Origin of the sequence: Rhodococcus sp. NPDC080181 (assembly GCF_040702225.1) — a bacterium.
In the GTDB taxonomy this organism is placed as follows: Bacteria; Actinomycetota; Actinomycetes; order Mycobacteriales; family Mycobacteriaceae; genus Rhodococcoides; species Rhodococcoides fascians.
In genome coordinates, this window is sequence record NZ_JBFBKN010000007.1 from 214,806 (window position 1) to 232,125 (window position 17,320).

Below are 17,320 nucleotides of genomic sequence, written 5' to 3' on the forward strand. Positions count from 1 at the left end.
TCCGTCAGCTTTTCGAAGGCTCCTCGATCCTTGCCGGAAGGGTGAGGGGTTTGTATGAAGGCCTTGACTTTTCGTACTCCGTAATGGCCTCTACCTGGCGTAATGTCAGTCCGATGTCGTCCAGACCCTCCAGCAGACGCCACCGCGTGTAGTCGTCAATCGCGAAGCGCACCACCAAGGTTCCAGCCGTGACCGTCTTGTCGACGAGGTCCACGACGAGCTCCAGACCGGGCTGTTCTTCTAAGGCTTTCCACAGCAATTCGACGTCCGATTGCTCGACCTCGGCCGCCACCAAGCCGGCCTTGCCCATGTTTCCGCGGAAGATATCGGCGAATCTGGATGCGATGACGACCCTGAAACCGAAGTCCGACAGCGCCCAGACAGCGTGCTCGCGTGACGATCCCGTGCCGAAGTCCGGCCCGGCCACGAGAACCGATCCGCGGTCGTAAGGCGCGAGGTTCAAGATGAAGTTCGGATCGGATCGCCAACCGGCGAACAATCCGTCCTCGAATCCGGTGCGAGTCACGCGCTTGAGATAGACCGCCGGAATGATCTGGTCGGTGTCGACATTGGACCGCCGGAGCGGAACGCCGATGCCTTTGTGTCGAGTGAAAGCTTCCATCGAAATTTCTCCTGTGAGTTCGATCGATCCGGTCGGAGGGCTCGCTGCTACGCGAGATCCGCCGGAGAGGACAGGGTTCCGCGAACTGCAGTGGCCGCCGCAACCAGAGGCGACACGAGGTGAGTGCGACCACCCTTGCCCTGACGCCCCTCGAAATTGCGGTTGGACGTGGATGCCGAACGCTCTCCCGAGGTGAGCTGATCGGGGTTCATTCCCAGACACATCGAGCAGCCGGCCTGCCGCCACTCGGCCCCTGCTGCGGTGAAGATCTCACCGAGTCCCTCCTCTTCGGCCTGCGCGCGCACCCGCATCGACCCGGGTACCACCAGCATTCGCACGCCGTCTGCGACGCGGCGGCCCTCGAGGACGGACGCCACCGCACGCAGATCCTCGATGCGGCCGTTGGTGCAGGAGCCGACGAACACGGTGTCGACGGAGATCTCGCGGATCGGTGTACCGGCTTCGAGACCCATGTACTGCAAGGCCTTCTGGGCCGATACGCGCTCGCCCTCGTCGAGCATTGCCTCGGGATCGGGCACGGCATCTCCCAACGGAGCACCTTGACCCGGGTTCGTTCCCCAGGTGACGAACGGCGTCAGAGCGCTCGCATCGATGTGTACCTCGTTGTCGAACACTGCATCCGGGTCGGTTGCCAGTTCGTTCCAGGCGGCCACCGCCGCATCCCACTCCGCCCCCTGGGGCGCATGCGGCCGTCCCTTCAGGTATTCGTACGTGATCTCGTCGGGTGCGATCATGCCCGCGCGCGCCCCGGCCTCGATCGACATGTTGCAGATGGTCATTCGGGCTTCCATCGACAACTTGCGGATGGCCTCACCGCGATATTCGAGCACGTATCCCTGACCGCCGCCGGTACCGATCTTGGCGATCACCGCGAGAATCAGATCCTTGCTCGTCACACCGGGAGCCAGTTCTCCGTCGACGGTGATGGCCATGGTCTTGAACGGTCGCAGAGACAGAGTCTGGGTGGCCATCACATGCTCGACCTCGCTGGTGCCGATTCCCATTGCGATCGAACCGAATGCACCGTGCGTCGAGGTGTGGCTGTCTCCGCACACGATGGTCATACCCGGCTGGGTCAGACCGAGCTGCGGGCCGATGATGTGGACGATGCCCTGATCGAGATCTCCCATCGGGTACAACCGAACTCCGAATTCCTCGCAGTTGCGGCGCAGAGTATCGACCTGGGTGCGTGAGACGAGATCGGCGATCGGCGCGAAGATGTCGGCCGTCGGGACGTTGTGGTCCTCCGTTGCGATCGTCAGGTCCGGGCGACGAAGCTCGCGGCCGGCCAAACGCAGACCGTCGAATGCCTGGGGGCTGGTGACCTCGTGTACGAGGTGCAGATCGATGTAGATCAGATCCGGCTCACGTGCACCGCCTTCTCCCCCACCGGGGACGACCACATGTTGGTCCCACACCTTCTCCGCCAGCGTCTTCGGCGCTTGTGCTACGGACGCATCGGATTTCGTCGTTTCGGACATCGCTGTCGCAGACCTCGTCTTCCCTGTCGTCGCGCCGGCGGACGGGCTGGTCCACCTCGCGTGATCGTCTCGACATCGTCCCCCGCGGCACGCTGGACTTCTCACGGTTGTGCAATCTCAGCATTCGGGAGGCTAATATCGTTCTATGAGACAGCATAGCCTGAGCGGCGCCGTCGACAAATCGAGCGGTATCGGTGTCCTCGACAAGGCCATGGCCGTGTTGCATGCAGTGGCCGAGACACCCTGCACTCTCAACGACCTGTGTGCCCGCACAGCGCTCCCCCGCGCCACTGCGCATCGGCTCGCGGTCGGACTCGAAACCCACCGCCTCCTCGTGCGCGATTCCGACGGATTGTGGCGCACCGGTCCGGGGCTGGGGGAATTGGCGGCGAGCGCGTCGGATGCGCTGCTCGACGCCGCAGCATCGGTACTGCCTCGGCTTCGCGAAATCACCGGAGAGAGCGTGCAGATCTACCGCCGCGAGGGGACCGTTCGCGTCTGTGTCGCATCCATGGAGCCCCCGACCGGTCTCCGAGATACCGTGCTCGTCGGGGCCCGGCTACCCATGACAGCCGGCTCCGGGGCGAAAGTTCTTCTGGCGTGGGCAGATTCGCAGACTCAACGCACAGTGCTGCCGGACGCCGAATTCGGCGAACGGGTGCTGCTGGAGATCCGCAGGCGAGGGTGGGCGCAGAGCGCAGGTGAACGTGAGCCGGGGGTCGCGAGCGTCTCGGCTCCCGTTCGCGACAGCAACGACACTGTCGTGGCGGCGATCTCGGTGTCCGGCCCGATCGACCGCATCGGACGCAAGCCGGGCGCACGCTGGGCGGCAGACCTGCTCGCCGCCGCCGACGCGCTGCACAAGCGCCTCTGAGCGCCTCTGAGCGCCGAACCGAGGCCGATCGAGCGGCACCCCACCAAAAACCGGCTGAAGAGGCCGCAGAAGTGGAGTACGTTCGTCTCGAACGGCCCACCCGGCCGGTCGCCGACTGCAAGGAGTGCCCCATGTCAGAATCCGGCAGCGAAGAGTTGAAGAAGAAGTTCCGCGAGGTTCTCGAACAGAAGAACAGCAAGTCGCACAATTCCGTCGACCACAAGGACGGTGGCCCCAAGGTGAACAATGTCCACGGTCCGGCCGATCACCAGAAGATGTTCCGCCGCAAGAGCGTCTGACGCGAAGCGACACCACCGCACGACAGCAACGACGGTCACACCGAAACGACAGAACCCCCTCGATCCGGAGATCGAGGGGGTTCTGTCTTCGTAGCCCCGACGGGATTCGAACCCGCGCTACCGCCTTGAGAGGGCGGCGTCCTAGGCCGCTAGACGACGGGGCCAGGAACTTCACCTGCATTGTTGACGCTGTATCGAACACGTGATGCTGAGGTAGCTTAACTGCCTCGGCATCGGCGGCAAAATCGCCGCTCACCTGCTCGCTGGGGTACCAGGACTCGAACCTAGAATGGCGGTACCAGAAACCGCTGTGTTGCCAATTACACCATACCCCAATGGACTTGAATCGAAGTACGCATCCGATCGATGTGCACTGCGTTTCGAGCCGGGATAGAGACTATCAAAGGTCACTACCCATTCTCCAAATCGGCTGCTCAGAGCCCTGATAACCGCCCTCGACCGCCCGCGAGGCCCGCTCGGACACCATCGCGTGAACGCAGAACCCGCGCATCGTCGGCCGCAGAGCATGCAGCAGACTCCTGTTTCGTGAGCGTTCTCGAACTTCGCAGACGCCGATGAAGGTGCTGCTCGTTCCCCAGGGCAACCGGGCCGTGCTGATCCGCCTCGACGAGGACGGCTCCCCGTCCGGCGGCAGTTCCCCTGCCGAGGAGGTGACCGACGATCTGGTGGGCTCCGTGGCCGCTGTCGAGCGAGAGCACGCTCCCCGCTGGGTGTGGGAGGACACGAGCCGCATCTACCCGCGACTGCTCGACGCAGGGGTGCGGGTCCGGCGCTGCCACGATCTCGCCCTCGTCGGTGCCATTCTGGCGATGCGAACGGGGCGCACCACGACACCGTCCACACCCGCAGACCTGCGACCCGGATTGTTCGACGCCGACCCGCATGCCGATCCGGTGGCAGTGCTCGCCCACTACCGCCGTCAGATCGAGGAGATCGGTGACGATCGGGGGCTGCAGCTGTTGGCGGCCGCCGAGTCGGCCGGAGGTCTGGCCGCGGCGGAGATGACCTTCGACGGATTGCCGTTCTCGGCCGCTGCGCATCGGCGGCACCTCGACGCGACCCTCGGTGCGAGGCCGGTCGACGGATCGACTCCTCCTGCGTTGGTGAAGCTCGAGAACGAGATCTCGTCGGTGTTCGGGCGCCGCGTGAACCCCGGTTCACCCGCAGAGGTGGTCGCCGCGTTCGCGCGCGCCGGTATCGAGCTCACATCCACTCGAGCACACGTGATCCGAGACATCGACCATCCTGCGGTGCCGCTGTTGCTTAGCCACCGAGATCTGTCGAAACTGCACAGCACCAACGGGTGGACGTGGCTGGACGCGTGGGTTCGCGGAGATCGTTTCCGGCCGGTCTACGTGCCGGGGGCCGTCGTCTCCGGCCGCTGGGCGAGCCGGGGCGGTGGGGGTCTGCAGATCCCGAAACCGCTGCGCGCCAGCGTGATCGCCGACTCGGGGTACACCTTCGTCGCCGCCGACGCCGGCCAGCTCGAGCCCCGCATTCTCGCCGCGATGTCGGGTGACCCTCGCATGGTCGCCGCTGCGGGAACAGCGGATCTCTACGCCCCCGTCGCCGCCGAGTCGTTCGACGGTGATCGTGCGCACGCCAAGGTCGCTGTTCTCGGAGTGCTGTACGGCGCGACGTCGGGTGAGGCTCGTGCGTTGCTGACCCGCCTACGCGCCAGATTCCCCGACGCGGTGGCGGTCGTGGAAGAGGCGGCGCGGGCCGGTGAGCGGGGCGAGGTGGTCCGGTCGTGGCTGGGCCGAGCGTGCCCTCCCCCTACGCCGCAATGGTGGTCCACCGGTGACGCCCACGCGCGTGGCCGATTCACGCGCAACTTCGTGGTGCAGGCGACCGCAGCCGAGTGGGCGCTGTGCCTGTTGGCAGATCTGCGCGGGCGATTGCGGTCGAGCAGAAGTGAGTTGGTGTTCTTTCAGCACGACGAAGTAGTCGTGCATTGTCCACTCGGAGACGCACCGTGGGTGTCCGAGGCCGTTGCTGCGGCGGCAGACTCGGCTACGCGTCTGATGTTCGGCGACACGGCAGTGCTCTTCCCGATGGAGACCAGGATCGACCGCTTCTACGGTGCCCCGGCTGCCGAGCCGGAGTCCGACTGAGCGCTCGGTGGGTCCTCGAACGTCACGTCTATTTCCTCGAACGCGGTACTGCGCTGTGCTTCTGCCTGTCCGGTGTAGGTGAGTTTGTCACCTTCGGTCAGGTCGACGTCGTCGGTGAACGGGGCCAGAAGGGCCCGCGGAAACAGCCTGTCGACACGAACCACGTTGATCTCGATGCAGATCACGATCGATACCGAGGTCACGTACAGAAAGGCCAACAGCCCGAGCACGACCGCAAAGACACCGTTCGTCACCGTCGCACTCGCGGCGACGTACTTCACGTACACACCGCCGAAGGTCTGCAGCAGCTGCCACGTCAGACCGGCTGCTATGGCTCCCGGGAGTACCTGTCCGATCGACACCGCTCGCACTGTGGCGAGCCGAAACGCAACGACGAACACCCCGACGTACAGCAGCGTTCCGATCACGAACACGACGAGACCGGATTCCGGGCCGAAATATCCTGCAGCACTGAGCACATTGAGTGCGGTGACCGCCAGTACCGCCAGACCCACGGTGCTCAGCAAACCCAATCCCCGCACTCGGGCTCGAATGGGATCGGGCCGAAGATTCTTCGGTACGGCCCATGCGGTGTTCATCGCGTTCTGCAACGCAACGGACACGCCGAGTCCGCCGTAGAGCGACCCGAGGATACCCACCGTCAGACCGACAGTGCCGCCACCTATCCGTTCGGGACGCCCCAGTTCTTCCCCGATCGCCGGGATCTGACCGAGTGCAGAGTTCAGGATCTGTTGTTGCAGCTCCGGGTTGCCCATCAACACGATGCCCAGAATCACGGAGAAGAGCAGCAGCGCAGGAAAGAGCGAGACGAATGCGTAGTACGTGATCAGCGCGGCCAGGTAACCACCCTGATCGTCGACGAACTTGTAGACCACCGCAATCGGAAATCCGAGAACCGGACGCCTGCGCTGCAGTCGATCCAGTCGGTCGGCGACGCTCATGTGCGAAAGTCTCCGACCGACCTCGACGGCCGACGTCGCACCGCCGTCACGCGATAAGGGTACGTGCGGCGGTCAGACGAGCGAGGGTCCTCTCGCGGCCGAGAAGTTTCATGGACTCGTACAGCGGCGGGCTGATGTGGGAGCCGGTGACTCCCACCCGAACCGGCGCGAAGGCCTTGCGGGGCTTGAGTTCCATCTTCTCGATGAGCGCGTCCTTGAGGGCGACTTCCAGCTCGGCCGTCGACCAATCCGTCACTGCGGTCAGTGCTTCGATGGCGGCGTCGAGTACCGGTGCCGCGTCTGCGCCGAGATTCTTGGCCGCCGCTGCAGGATCGATCTCGAACTCCGCGTCGTCGACGAAGAGGAACTTCAGCAGGCCCCACGCATCCGACAGCACGACGATGCGCGTCTGCACCAGATCCGCTGCGACAGCGAACATCTTCTCGTCGACCGGCTCGGTGAGATGCCCTCGAGCAACGAGGAATTCGCGTAACCGTGCCGCGAAGTCGTCTGCAGCCAACATCCTGATGTGCTCGGCGTTGATCGCGTCGGCCTTCTTCTGGTCGAAGCGCGCAGGGTTGGAATTGACCGACGAGATCTCGAACGCCGCCACCATCTCGTCGAGCGAGAACACGTCGTGATCGTCGGAGATGCCCCACCCGAGAAGCGCCAGGTAGTTCAGCAGCCCCTCCGGGACGAAGCCTCGGTCGCGGTGGATGAACAGGTTCGATTCGGGGTCACGCTTGGACAGCTTCTTGTTGCCCTGGCCCATCACGAACGGCAGATGTCCGAACTCCGGGGTGCGGTCGGCCACACCGATTCGGATCAGGGCCTCGTACAGTGCGAGCTGTCGAGGCGTCGACGACAACAGGTCCTCGCCGCGCAGCACGTGCGTGATCTTCATCAGTGCGTCGTCGACCGGATTGACCAACGTGTACAGCGGAACTCCGTTGCCGCGAGTCAAGGCGAAGTCCGGTACGGTCCCCGCCTTGAACGTGGTCTCGCCGCGTACGAGGTCGTTCCACGTCAGATCGTGATCGGGCATGCGCAGCCGCACGACGGCCCCACGTCCCTCGTCGAGGAATCCCTGCCGCTGCTCCGGCGTCAGGTCGCGGTCGAAGTTGTCGTAGCCGAGCTTGGGGTCACGCCCGGCGGCCTTGTGCCTCGCTTCGACTTCCTCGGGCGTCGAGAACGACTCGTAGGCTTCGCCGGCATCGAGCAGTTGCTGTACGACAGCCACATGCTGGTCGCGTCGCTGCGACTGGCGGTAGGGCTCGTAGGGACCGCCCACCTCGGGGCCCTCGTCCCAATCCAGACCGAGCCATCGCAGCGCGTCGAGCAACGCTGCGTAGGACTCCTCGGAATCGCGAGCGGCGTCGGTATCCTCGATCCGAAAGACGAAGGTGCCGCCGTGATGTCGCGCGAACGCCCAGTTGAACAGGGCGGTGCGGACCAGACCGACGTGCGGTGTGCCGGTGGGCGACGGGCAGAACCGAACGCGGACATCTGCTGCTGTGGTCATCGTTGTCCTACTTCTTCGCTGCGACTGGGTTGGTCAAGGTACCGATTCCCTCGACGGTGATCGACACACTGTCTCCGTCGGTGATGGGGCCGACACCCTCGGGCGTTCCGGTCAGAATGACGTCTCCGGGCAGCAGGGTCATCACTGCGGACACCCACTCGATGATCTTCGGAATATCGTGCAGTAGAAGCGAAGTACGACTCTGCTGCTTGACGACGCCGTCGACCTCGGTCTTGATCTCGAGGTCCGAAGGATCGAGGGACGTCTCGATCCACGGCCCGAGGGGGCAGAACGTGTCGTGCCCCTTCGCCCGGGTCCACTGCCCGTCGTGCTTCTGATGGTCGCGTGCCGAGACGTCGTTGGCGACGGTGTATCCGAGCACCACGTCGTACGCCTTGGAGGCGGGCACGTCCTTGCACGGACGACCGATCACGATGGCGAGTTCGCCTTCGTAGTGCACCTCGTTCGACGACGGAGGCAGCACGATGGCCGCACCCGGACCGACGATGGAGGTGTTCGGCTTGATGAAAATGACGGGAGTCTCCGGCGCTTCACCACCCATCTCGGCGGCGTGCGCGGCGTAGTTCTTACCGATGGCGATCACCTTGCTGGCGAGGATCGGTGCGAGCAGTCGCACGTCGGCCAGTGGCCACGATCGACCCGTGAACGTCGGTGTGCCGAAAGGATGTTCGGCAATTTCCTTCGCCGTCCGGGCATCCCCCTCACCTTCGATACTCACGAATGCCACACCATCAGGACTTGCAATTCGACCGAGACGCATGTCGAAAGTCTATCGACCGCCGTTCTCCGCACGCCGATGCCGTCCTGTCCGTCGATCTTTCGCCGGTGTAATGTTTCGATCTGTATCCAGATAGCAAGATTATGGGTTCACATAGTGAGACGAGAGGCCGGAATGAGCGCCACGAAGCAGCTGTCCAGTATCGGCGAGACGCGACGGTGGTTCATGCTCGTGCTCGGGATGCTCGCGCAGACTGCCGGTGCCGTCTTCATCAACGGTGCTGCATTTCTCATTCCCGCCCTGCACGACGACCGGGGACTCGGACTTGCGACCGCAGGATTCGTGGTTGCGATGCCGACCGTGGGCATCATGCTGACCCTCATCGCATGGGGCGTGCTCGTCGACCGCATCGGCGAACGTCTCGTTCTCGTGATCGGGCTCGGGCTCACCGCTGCCGCGAGCCTGGCTGCGGTGGTCAGCACGTCCATTCCGGCGCTCGCCGCCCTGCTGTTGATCGGCGGTATGTCTGCGGCCAGCGCGAACAGCGCGAGCGGACGCGTCGTGGTGGGCTGGTTTCCGCCGCACCGTCGTGGGCTGGCCATGGGCATCAGACAGATGTCGGTTCCCCTCGGCGTGGCCGTCGCGGCACTGACCATCCCGCCTGTCGCGCGTGACCACGGCGTCGGCGCGGCCCTGCTCGTGCCTGCTGCCGTCTGCGCTGCGAGCGCTCTGCTGTGCCTGGCCGTGGTCGACCCTCCCCGTCCGAACCGCACCGATGCGGCGGCGCAGGGTCTGCTCGACAATCCGTACCGCAACAGCAGCCAACTGTGGCGCATTCACGCCACGTCCATCCTGTTGGTGGTGCCGCAGTACGTTGTGTGGACGTATGCGCTCGTGTGGCTGATGACCGACCGAGGCTGGACGGCTTCGGCCGCGGGTGTCCTCGTCACGCTGACCCAGATTCTCGGCGCACTGGGTCGGATGAGCGTGGGCGCGCTGTCCGATCGTGTCGGTAGCCGCATGCGGCCTTTGCGGTGGGTGGCCGTGACAGCCGCTGCCAGCATGCTCGGGCTCGGCATCGCCGACTGGTTCGACTCCCCCGCCGCCATCGTCCTGCTCGTCGTCGCGTCCGTCGCCACCGTTGCCCCGAACGGCCTCGCGTTCACTGCTGTCGCGGAAATCTCGGGACCGTATTGGAGCGGACGCGCTCTCGGGGTACAGAACACGAGCCAGTACGTGTTCGCCTCGGCTGTACCGCCGGTGTTCGGGGCGATCGCGGCCATCAGCTTCCCCGTGGCGTTCCTGGTCTCGGCGGTCTTTCCCGCGCTCTCCGTACCGATCGTGCCCGACGATCCGGCACCCGAGCCCACGGACGAGACGTCCGACACCGGTGCAGACCGCGCCCGCTGACGTGCCTAAGGGGTGACCTGCCCGTGATACACGACATGCCACGGTGGGCTGTCGGCCCACCGTGGCATGTCGTGGCGTGAGAGTTACAGGCGAGCGGCGATCCGAGCGCCGATCTCTTTCGTCGACGCGGTCGTGGTTCCCCGCTCGGCGAGATCCGCTGCGACAGCGGCTTCTACTCGCGCGGCCCCCGCCGCGTCGCCGAGATGATCGAGTAGCAAGGACACCGACAGGATGGCAGCGGTCGGATCGGCCTTCTGCTGTCCCGCGATGTCGGGCGCGCTACCGTGCACCGGCTCGAACATGCTGGGGTTGGTACCGGTGGCGTCGATGTTTCCACTTGCGGCCAAACCGATTCCGCCGGTGACGGCAGCCGAGAGGTCGGTCACGATGTCGCCGAACAGATTGTCGGTGACGATCACGTCGAACCGGCCGGGATCGGTGACGAGGTGGATCATCGCGGCATCGATGTGCTGATACGCGACCTCGACGTCCGGGAAGTCCGCCGAGACTGCCTCGACCGTGCGGGCCCACAGGCTACCGGCGAACGTGAGCACGTTGGTCTTGTGCAACAGCGTCAGGTGCTTCCTGCGGGTCAGCGCCCGCTCGAAACCGTTGCGCACCACCCGCTCCACGCCGTAACGAGTGTTGACGCTGACCTCGGTGGCCACCTCGTGCGGTGTACCGACGCGCAGTGCACCACCGTTGCCGGTGTACGGCCCCTCGGTACCCTCCCGAACGACGACGACATCGATCTGCTTGTCCCCGGCCAGCGGACCGACCACGCCCGGGTACAACTTGGCCGGCCGCAGATTGATGTGGTGATCGAGCTCGAATCGCGCCCGCAGCAACAGCCCACGCTCGAGCACACCGCTGGGCACCGACGGATCGCCGATCGCTCCCAACAGAATTGCGTCGTGCTCACGCAGTTCTGCCAACACCGAATCCGGCAGCAACTCTCCGGTGGCGTTGTAACGCCGCGCCCCGAGGTCGTACTCGGTCTTCTCGGCTCCGGGTGCGACCACGTCGAGAACGGCAAGCGCTTCGGCGACGACCTCCGGTCCGATTCCGTCCCCGGCGATGACGGCCAGCTTCATTTCACTCCTCGTAGTTCGTGTCGGTCCGATCGGCTGCGAGCGATCAGGACAGGTCGACCAGCTCGATGGTGGAGGCACCCACAGCGGTGGCAATGCTCGCACTGAGCTCGGCCGGAACGTCCTTGTCGACGCGCAGCAGAATCGTTGCGCCGTCACCCTCGGAGTCCTGGCTCAGTGCTGCGGCCTGGATGTCGATTCCGGCGTCGCCGAGCAGAGTGCCGATTCGACCCAGGCTGCCGGGCTGATCCGCGTAGTTGACGATGAGGTTCTTGCCCTCGGCGCGGAGGTCGAAGTTGCGGCCGTTGATGTTGACGATCTTCTCGACCTGCGAGGTACCCGTCAGAGTGCCGGCAACGTTGAGGACCGATCCGTCACCGTAGACGGCGCGAATGTCGACGACACTGCGGTGGTTCTCGCTCTCGGGAGCGGTGGTCACTTCTGCTGTGACACCGCGCTCCTCGGCGAGCGACGGAGCGTTGACGAACGTGACCGAATCCTCGATGACGGCCGAGAACAGTCCGCGCAGCGCGGACAGTTTCAGGATCTGCACGTCCTCGCTCGCGAGTTCGCCGCGAACGTCCACCGACAACGAGGTGGGAAGTTCGTCGGACAGGGCTCCGAGCAGCACACCCTGCTTACGCACGATTTCGAGCCACGGCGATACCTCTTCGCCGACGGCCCCACCCTTGACGTTGACCGCGTCGGGCACGAATTCGCCTGCGAGAGCCAGCAACACGGACTTGGCCACATCGGTGCCCGCTCGGTCCTGCGCTTCGGTGGTCGATGCCCCGAGGTGGGGAGTGACGACGACCTGCGGCAGCTCGAACAACGGGCTGTCGGTGCACGGCTCGGAGGCGTAGACGTCGATGCCCGCGGCGAACACGTGACCGGAGGTGATGGCGTCGGCCAGTGCCTGCTCGTCGACCAGTCCACCGCGTGCGGCGTTGACGACGATGACCCCGGGCTTGGTCTTGGCGAGGGCTTCCTTGCCGATGATGCCCTTGGTCTCCGGCGTCTTCGGCAGGTGCACCGAGAACATGTCGGCCCGCTCGAGCAGCTCGTCCAGGCTCACCAGTTCGATACCGAGCTGCGCCGCGCGCGCTGCCGAGACGTAGGGGTCGTACGCGATGATGTGGGTCTCGAACGCGGCAAGACGCTGCGCGAACAGCTGGCCGATACGGCCGAGTCCGACGACGCCGACGGTCTTGCCGAAGATCTCGACACCGTTGAACTTGCTGCGCTTCCACTCGTGCTGACGCAGGGTGGCGTCGGCAGCGGGGATCTGGCGCGCGGCCGCGAGAAGCAACGTCACCGCATGCTCGGCGGCCGTGTGGATGTTGGAGGTCGGTGCGTTGACGACGAGGACGCCGCGCTCGGTGGCTGCGGGTACGTCGACGTTGTCCAGGCCGACACCGGCGCGGGCGACGATCTTGAGGTTGGTCCCGGCAGCGAGCACCTCGGCGTCGACCGTGGTCGCGGACCGCACGAGAATGGCGTCGGCCTCGGGAACTGCAGCGAGCAACGCGGGGCGATCCGGACCGTCGACCCAGCGAACCTCGACGCCGTCGCCCAGTGCCTCGACGGTGGACGGCGCAAGTTTGTCGGCGATCAGAACGACAGGACGGCCTGGCTGGCTCACGTGAAAAACTCCCTATATCGGTTCGAGACGTGGTCGGAAAAATTCGGCGGGCTGTGCAGCACGAACAGTTTAGAGGTCCGAGACGTCACACGGTGACGCCACCGGACTCACGCACCGAAGGGCACCCCCGGCAATCCAGGGGTGCCCTTCGATCAGATTGCGTGACAACGCGATTCGATGAGAATCAGGCCGTCTCGGTGATCGGGCGGTCGACCCAGCTCATGAGGTCGCGCAGCTTCTTGCCGGTGACCTCGATGGGGTGCTCGGCGTTGGCCTTGCGCAGGCCTTCGAGCTCGGTGTTGCCGTTCTCGACGTTGGCGACGAGGCGACGGGTGAATTCGCCCGACTGGATGTCGGCCAGGATGGCCTTCATGCGTTCCTTGGTGCCTGCGTCGATGACGCGCGGTCCGGAGAGGTACCCACCGAACTCCGCGGTGTCGGACACCGAGTAGTTCATGCGGGCGATGCCGCCCTCGTACATGAGGTCGACGATGAGCTTGAGCTCGTGCAGCACCTCGAAGTACGCCATCTCGGGTGCGTAGCCGGCCTCGACCATGACCTCGAAGCCCGTCTTGACGAGTTCTTCGGTGCCGCCGCACAGCACGGCCTGCTCACCGAACAGGTCGGTCTCGGTCTCTTCCTTGAACGTGGTCTTGATGACGCCTGCGCGGGTGCCGCCGATGCCCTTGGCCCACGACAGAGCGAGGGCCTGGCCCTCACCCTTCGGGTCCTGGTCGATGGCGATGAGCGCGGGAACACCCTTGCCGTCGACGAACTGACGACGCACGAGGTGGCCGGGGCCCTTGGGGGCAACCATGCCGACGGTCACGAACTCCGGAGCCTTGATCAGGTCGAAGTGAATGTTGAGGCCGTGGCCGAAGAACAGCGCGTCGCCGTCCTTCAGGTTGGGCTCGATCTCCTCGGAGAAGATCTTGGCCTGAGCGGTATCGGGTGCGAGCACCATGATCACGTCGGCCCACTCGGACACCTCTGCGGGAGTTCCGACCTTCAGGCCCTGCTCCTCCGCCTTGGCACGGGACTTCGAGCCTGCCGCCAGGCCGATGCGAACATCGACGCCGGAGTCGCGCAGGCTGAGCGAGTGCGCGTGGCCCTGGCTTCCGTAGCCGATCACAGCGACCTTGCGGCCCTGGATGATCGACAGATCAGCATCGTCGTCGTAGAACATCTCGACTGCCACTGGTTGTTACCTTTCCTCTTGGGTTTTACGCATGTTCGTCACCGAGGCCGCTAACGCGACGCAGTGATCGATTTCGGTCCACGTCCAACGGCAACGACTCCCGACTGAACTATTTCTCGAATTCCATAGGGGTCCAACATCTTCAGCAACGCGTCGAGCTTGGAGCGGGTGCCCGTCGCCTCGACCGTCACCGCCTCGGGAGAGACGTCGATGACCTTGGCGCGGAACAGATTCACCGTTTCGATGACCTCGCTCCGAACGCTGGCATCGGCGCGGACCTTGATCAGGACCAGCTCGCGCGCCACCGAGGAATCGTCGTCCTGCTCGACGATCTTGATGACGTTGATGAGCTTGTTGAGCTGCTTGGTCACCTGCTCGAGCGGGAACTCGTCGACCGTCACCACGATCGTCATGCGCGAGATATCGGGAATCTCGGTGCCGCCGACCGCGAGTGAGGAGATGTTGAAGCCGCGGCGCGAGAACAACGCAGCCACGCGCGCCAACACACCTGGCTTGTCCTCGACGAGAACGCTGAGGGTATGGCTCGTGCTCACAGGTCCGTGCCTTTCGCGTCGTTGTTCATCGGGTGCGGCGCCTGCTCGCGTTCCATCGCGTCGTCGAGTCCTGGCTCACTGCCCACAGTCTCGTCCTCGTCGAACAGCGGACGGATGCCGCGGGCGGCCATGATCTCGTCGTTACCCGTTCCGGCGGCCACCATCGGCCACACCTGGGCGTCTGCACCGACGATGAAGTCGATGACGACCGGACGATCGTTGATGGCGCGAGCCTGAGCGATCACCGCATCCACGTCCTCTTCCCGCTCGCATCGCAACCCGACGCAGCCCAATGCCTCGGCCAGCTTGACGAAATCGGGGATGCGCACGGCGCCGTGAGTTCCGAGATTGGTGTTGGAGTAGCGCTCCTCGTAGAACAGGGTCTGCCACTGCCGAACCATGCCGAGGTTGCCGTTGTTGATGAGCGCGACCTTGATCGGGATTCCCTCGACCGCGCAGGTAGCAAGCTCCTGGTTGGTCATCTGGAAGCAGCCGTCGCCGTCGATGGCCCACACCTCGGCGTCGGGCAGGCCCATCTTGGCTCCCATGGCGGCCGGAACCGCGTACCCCATCGTGCCCAGACCACCGGAGTTGAGCCACGTGCGCGGCTTCTCGTAGTTGATGAACTGCGCGGCCCACATCTGGTGCTGGCCGACGCCGGCGCAGTAGATCGCGTCGGGACCGGCGAACTTGCCGACCGAGGAAATGACGAACTCGGGAGACATGGAACCGTCGGACGGACGGTCGTAGCTCAACGGGTACGTCTTGCGGATGCCGTCGAGGTAGACCCACCACTGCTCGAGGTCGAGAGTCGTTCCGGTGGCGCGATCGGCCCGCAGGGCCTCGATCAGCTCGGTGATGACCTCGCCGCAGTCGCCCACGATCGGCACGTCCGCGTATCGGTTCTTGCCGATCTCGGCCGGGTCGATGTCGGCGTGGATGACCTTGGCATCGGGAGCGAAGGACGAGAGCTGACCGGTGACGCGGTCGTCGAACCGGGCACCGAGCGTGATCAGCAGGTCGCTGCGCTGCAGAGCGGCGACCGCCGCGACGGTGCCGTGCATACCGGGCATGCCCAGGTTCAGCTGGTGGGTGTCGGGAAATGCCCCGCGCGCCATCAGCGTCGTGACGACCGGGATGCCGGTCAGTTCTGCGAGCTCGAGCAGTTCTGCCGAGGCGTTGGCCTTGATGACGCCGCCACCGACGTACAGCACCGGCTGCTTGGCATCGGCGATGTAGCGTGCCGCTTCGCGAACCTGCTTGCCGTGCGGCTTGGTGACCGGGCGGTAGCCGGGCAGACGCATTTCCGGCGGCCACGAGAACGTGGTCTGCGCCTGCAGCACATCCTTCGGGATGTCGACGAGGACGGCACCGGGACGACCCGACGCGGCGATGTAGAACGCCTCGGCCATGATGCGCGGGATGTCCGCACCGTCGGTGATCAGGAAGTTGTGCTTGGTGATGGGCATCGTGATACCCGAGATGTCGGCTTCCTGGAACCCATCGGTACCGATGAGGCTGCGGGCGACCTGACCGGTGATCGCGACGATGGGAACCGAGTCCATCTGCGCGTCGGCCAACGGGGTGACGAGGTTGGTCGCGCCCGGGCCGGACGTCGCCATGCAGACGCCGACCTTGCCGGTCGCCTGGGCGTAGCCGGTGGCGGCATGACCCGCACCCTGCTCGTGGCGAACGAGCACGTGGCGCACCTTGACGGAGTCGAAGAGCGGGTCGTAGACCGGGAGAACCGCGCCACCGGGAATGCCGAATACGGTGTCGACGTCGAGTTCTTCGAGAGCTCGTACGACCGACTGTGCGCCGCTGACCTTCTCGGGTGCGACGTGGCGTCGCGATCCGTTGGTCGCCGCGTCTGCGGACGGGTTGCTGGTCGACGGGCTCGTGGCTGTCCCCGACTTACGTGTCGTGGGCCCTGGGCGTGCGGTTGGTGCGCTCACTGATTGCTTCCTCAGGAATGTGAAATTGCTGGGCGATCTCTGGGCAAGAAAAAACCCCCGTCAGCGTGAGCTGTACGAGGGTGGCGCGTCGATGCGAGTTTGAACAACCGGCTCAGGCGTTGACGCGCCGGCCGATTACGAGTATCCAATTCCGCTTCACGCACTGAACGGTAGGCGCGCGCACAGGGAAGAGTCAAACTCGTCACGACGCAATCCCATTATGTGAGATCGCGTAGATGCAATGCGAAGATGAATGGGTGTCGTCTTCGCAGCAGTCCGAACCACCTCGGCCATCATCCCACACCGGTTCCGAGCAACCGAACAGTGCCGACGGGCCACCGCCGTCGAGCAGGCAGGTCATCCGCCTCCCACGTCTGGCCCTGATCGGCGTCGGGTTGCTCCTGTTCAGTACCTCTCTGCCGGCGGCGAGCTGGCCCGCCGCACTGGGTTGGCTGCTGATTCTGCCGATCGTCGCGTGCATCTGGGTGCTGCGTGTGCGCACCGTCATCACTCCCGAGGCGATCACGGCCCGCCGTTTCATCGGCTCCGACGTCATCGAGTGGGAGTCCGTGGTCGGACTGCACTTCCCCGACCGCCGCTGGGCACGGGTGGTGCTCACCGACAAGACGGAGAAGTCACTTCCGCTCGTGCGGTTCGATCGGCTCCCCCAACTCGCGGCCGCCAGCGGCGGTCGCATCACCGACCCCTATGCCGCGGCAGCTGCGGCGGAGGATCAGGCACGCGCAGAGGCCGAGAATGCCGAGCACGACGACGAACAGGCACCGAAGGATCGCTGACGAGGGGCCGAGTAACCT

The 17,320-nt window shown here is 65.0% G+C and carries 15 protein-coding genes and 2 tRNA genes; 5 read left to right on the forward strand and 12 right to left on the reverse strand.

Features of this window, described 5'->3' with window-relative positions:
* Positions 1–4: 4 nt before the first annotated feature.
* The gene (gene leuD / locus AB0O58_RS11370) at positions 5–622 is read right to left on the reverse strand and encodes a 3-isopropylmalate dehydratase small subunit (RefSeq protein WP_032366380.1); all 618 of its coding nucleotides are present in this window, start codon (positions 620–622) and stop codon (positions 5–7) included.
* Between the two features lie 47 nt (positions 623–669).
* Complete coding sequence (leuC, locus tag AB0O58_RS11375) at positions 670–2,124, reverse strand: 3-isopropylmalate dehydratase large subunit (RefSeq protein WP_283550161.1); 1,455 nt, start codon at positions 2,122–2,124, stop codon at positions 670–672.
* Between the two features lie 145 nt (positions 2,125–2,269).
* Here leuC and AB0O58_RS11380 point away from each other — a divergent pair, with 145 nt between their 5' ends.
* Together AB0O58_RS11380 and AB0O58_RS11385 are read left to right on the forward strand one after the other, a co-directional pair.
* Complete coding sequence (locus AB0O58_RS11380; protein ID WP_032366378.1) at positions 2,270–2,998, forward strand: IclR family transcriptional regulator; 729 nt, start codon at positions 2,270–2,272, stop codon at positions 2,996–2,998.
* Positions 2,999–3,129: 131 nt separating this feature from the next.
* Positions 3,130–3,297 (forward strand): DUF5302 domain-containing protein, encoded by a 168-nt coding sequence (locus AB0O58_RS11385; protein WP_157889886.1) that lies wholly within the window; start codon positions 3,130–3,132, stop codon positions 3,295–3,297.
* A gap of 91 nt (positions 3,298–3,388) precedes the next feature.
* Here AB0O58_RS11385 and AB0O58_RS11390 read toward each other — a convergent pair.
* Positions 3,389–3,461, reverse strand: a tRNA-Glu gene (locus AB0O58_RS11390).
* Between the two features lie 99 nt (positions 3,462–3,560).
* Positions 3,561–3,632: transfer RNA gene (locus AB0O58_RS11395), tRNA-Gln, on the reverse strand.
* A gap of 240 nt (positions 3,633–3,872) precedes the next feature.
* On the opposite strand from AB0O58_RS11395, the gene AB0O58_RS11400 reads away from it, so the two are divergent.
* Entirely contained in the window at positions 3,873–5,432 is a 1,560-nt protein-coding gene (locus AB0O58_RS11400) for a bifunctional 3'-5' exonuclease/DNA polymerase (protein WP_366238194.1), read from the forward strand.
* Here the strand turns inward: AB0O58_RS11400 and AB0O58_RS11405 are convergent.
* From AB0O58_RS11405 to AB0O58_RS11415, 3 genes are read right to left on the reverse strand one after another with little or no spacing between them, the layout of a single operon-like run.
* The gene (locus AB0O58_RS11405) at positions 5,396–6,394 is read right to left on the reverse strand and encodes a YihY/virulence factor BrkB family protein (protein WP_283551106.1); all 999 of its coding nucleotides are present in this window, start codon (positions 6,392–6,394) and stop codon (positions 5,396–5,398) included. The genes AB0O58_RS11400 and AB0O58_RS11405 overlap by 37 nt on opposite strands.
* 46 nt (positions 6,395–6,440) lie before the next feature.
* Entirely contained in the window at positions 6,441–7,916 is a 1,476-nt protein-coding gene (gene gltX / locus AB0O58_RS11410) for a glutamate--tRNA ligase (RefSeq protein WP_283551105.1), read from the reverse strand.
* A 7-nt stretch (positions 7,917–7,923) separates the two neighbouring features.
* Positions 7,924–8,697 carry a fumarylacetoacetate hydrolase family protein gene (locus AB0O58_RS11415; RefSeq protein WP_027496648.1) on the reverse strand — a complete coding sequence of 258 codons (774 nt, stop codon included), beginning with the start codon at positions 8,695–8,697 and terminating at the stop codon, positions 7,924–7,926.
* Positions 8,698–8,829: 132 nt separating this feature from the next.
* Here AB0O58_RS11415 and AB0O58_RS11420 point away from each other — a divergent pair, with 132 nt between their 5' ends.
* Entirely contained in the window at positions 8,830–10,065 is a 1,236-nt protein-coding gene (locus AB0O58_RS11420) for an MFS transporter (RefSeq protein WP_283551104.1), read from the forward strand.
* A gap of 83 nt (positions 10,066–10,148) precedes the next feature.
* Here AB0O58_RS11420 and AB0O58_RS11425 read toward each other — a convergent pair whose 3' ends face one another.
* From AB0O58_RS11425 to AB0O58_RS11445, 5 genes are all read right to left on the reverse strand, one after another.
* A complete protein-coding gene (locus AB0O58_RS11425) occupies positions 10,149–11,159 on the reverse strand; it encodes a 3-isopropylmalate dehydrogenase (protein WP_032370768.1) in 1,011 nt (336 codons plus the stop codon).
* A 43-nt stretch (positions 11,160–11,202) separates the two neighbouring features.
* Positions 11,203–12,798, reverse strand: coding sequence for a phosphoglycerate dehydrogenase (gene serA, locus AB0O58_RS11430; protein WP_027496645.1), 1,596 nt, complete (start codon positions 12,796–12,798; stop codon positions 11,203–11,205).
* A gap of 184 nt (positions 12,799–12,982) precedes the next feature.
* A complete protein-coding gene (gene ilvC, locus AB0O58_RS11435; RefSeq protein ID WP_170944858.1) occupies positions 12,983–13,984 on the reverse strand; it encodes a ketol-acid reductoisomerase in 1,002 nt (333 codons plus the stop codon).
* 62 nt (positions 13,985–14,046) lie between these two features.
* The gene (gene ilvN / locus AB0O58_RS11440; protein ID WP_008717436.1) at positions 14,047–14,550 is read right to left on the reverse strand and encodes an acetolactate synthase small subunit; all 504 of its coding nucleotides are present in this window, start codon (positions 14,548–14,550) and stop codon (positions 14,047–14,049) included.
* Positions 14,547–16,505, reverse strand: a complete 1,959-nt coding sequence (locus tag AB0O58_RS11445) for an acetolactate synthase large subunit (protein ID WP_032366369.1) — start codon at positions 16,503–16,505, stop codon at positions 14,547–14,549. The genes ilvN and AB0O58_RS11445 overlap by 4 nt, the downstream gene beginning before the upstream one ends.
* A gap of 257 nt (positions 16,506–16,762) precedes the next feature.
* On the opposite strand from AB0O58_RS11445, the gene AB0O58_RS11450 reads away from it, so the two are divergent.
* The gene (locus AB0O58_RS11450) at positions 16,763–17,302 is read left to right on the forward strand and encodes a PH domain-containing protein (protein ID WP_179274019.1); all 540 of its coding nucleotides are present in this window, start codon (positions 16,763–16,765) and stop codon (positions 17,300–17,302) included.
* The last annotated feature ends 18 nt before the right edge of the window (positions 17,303–17,320 follow it).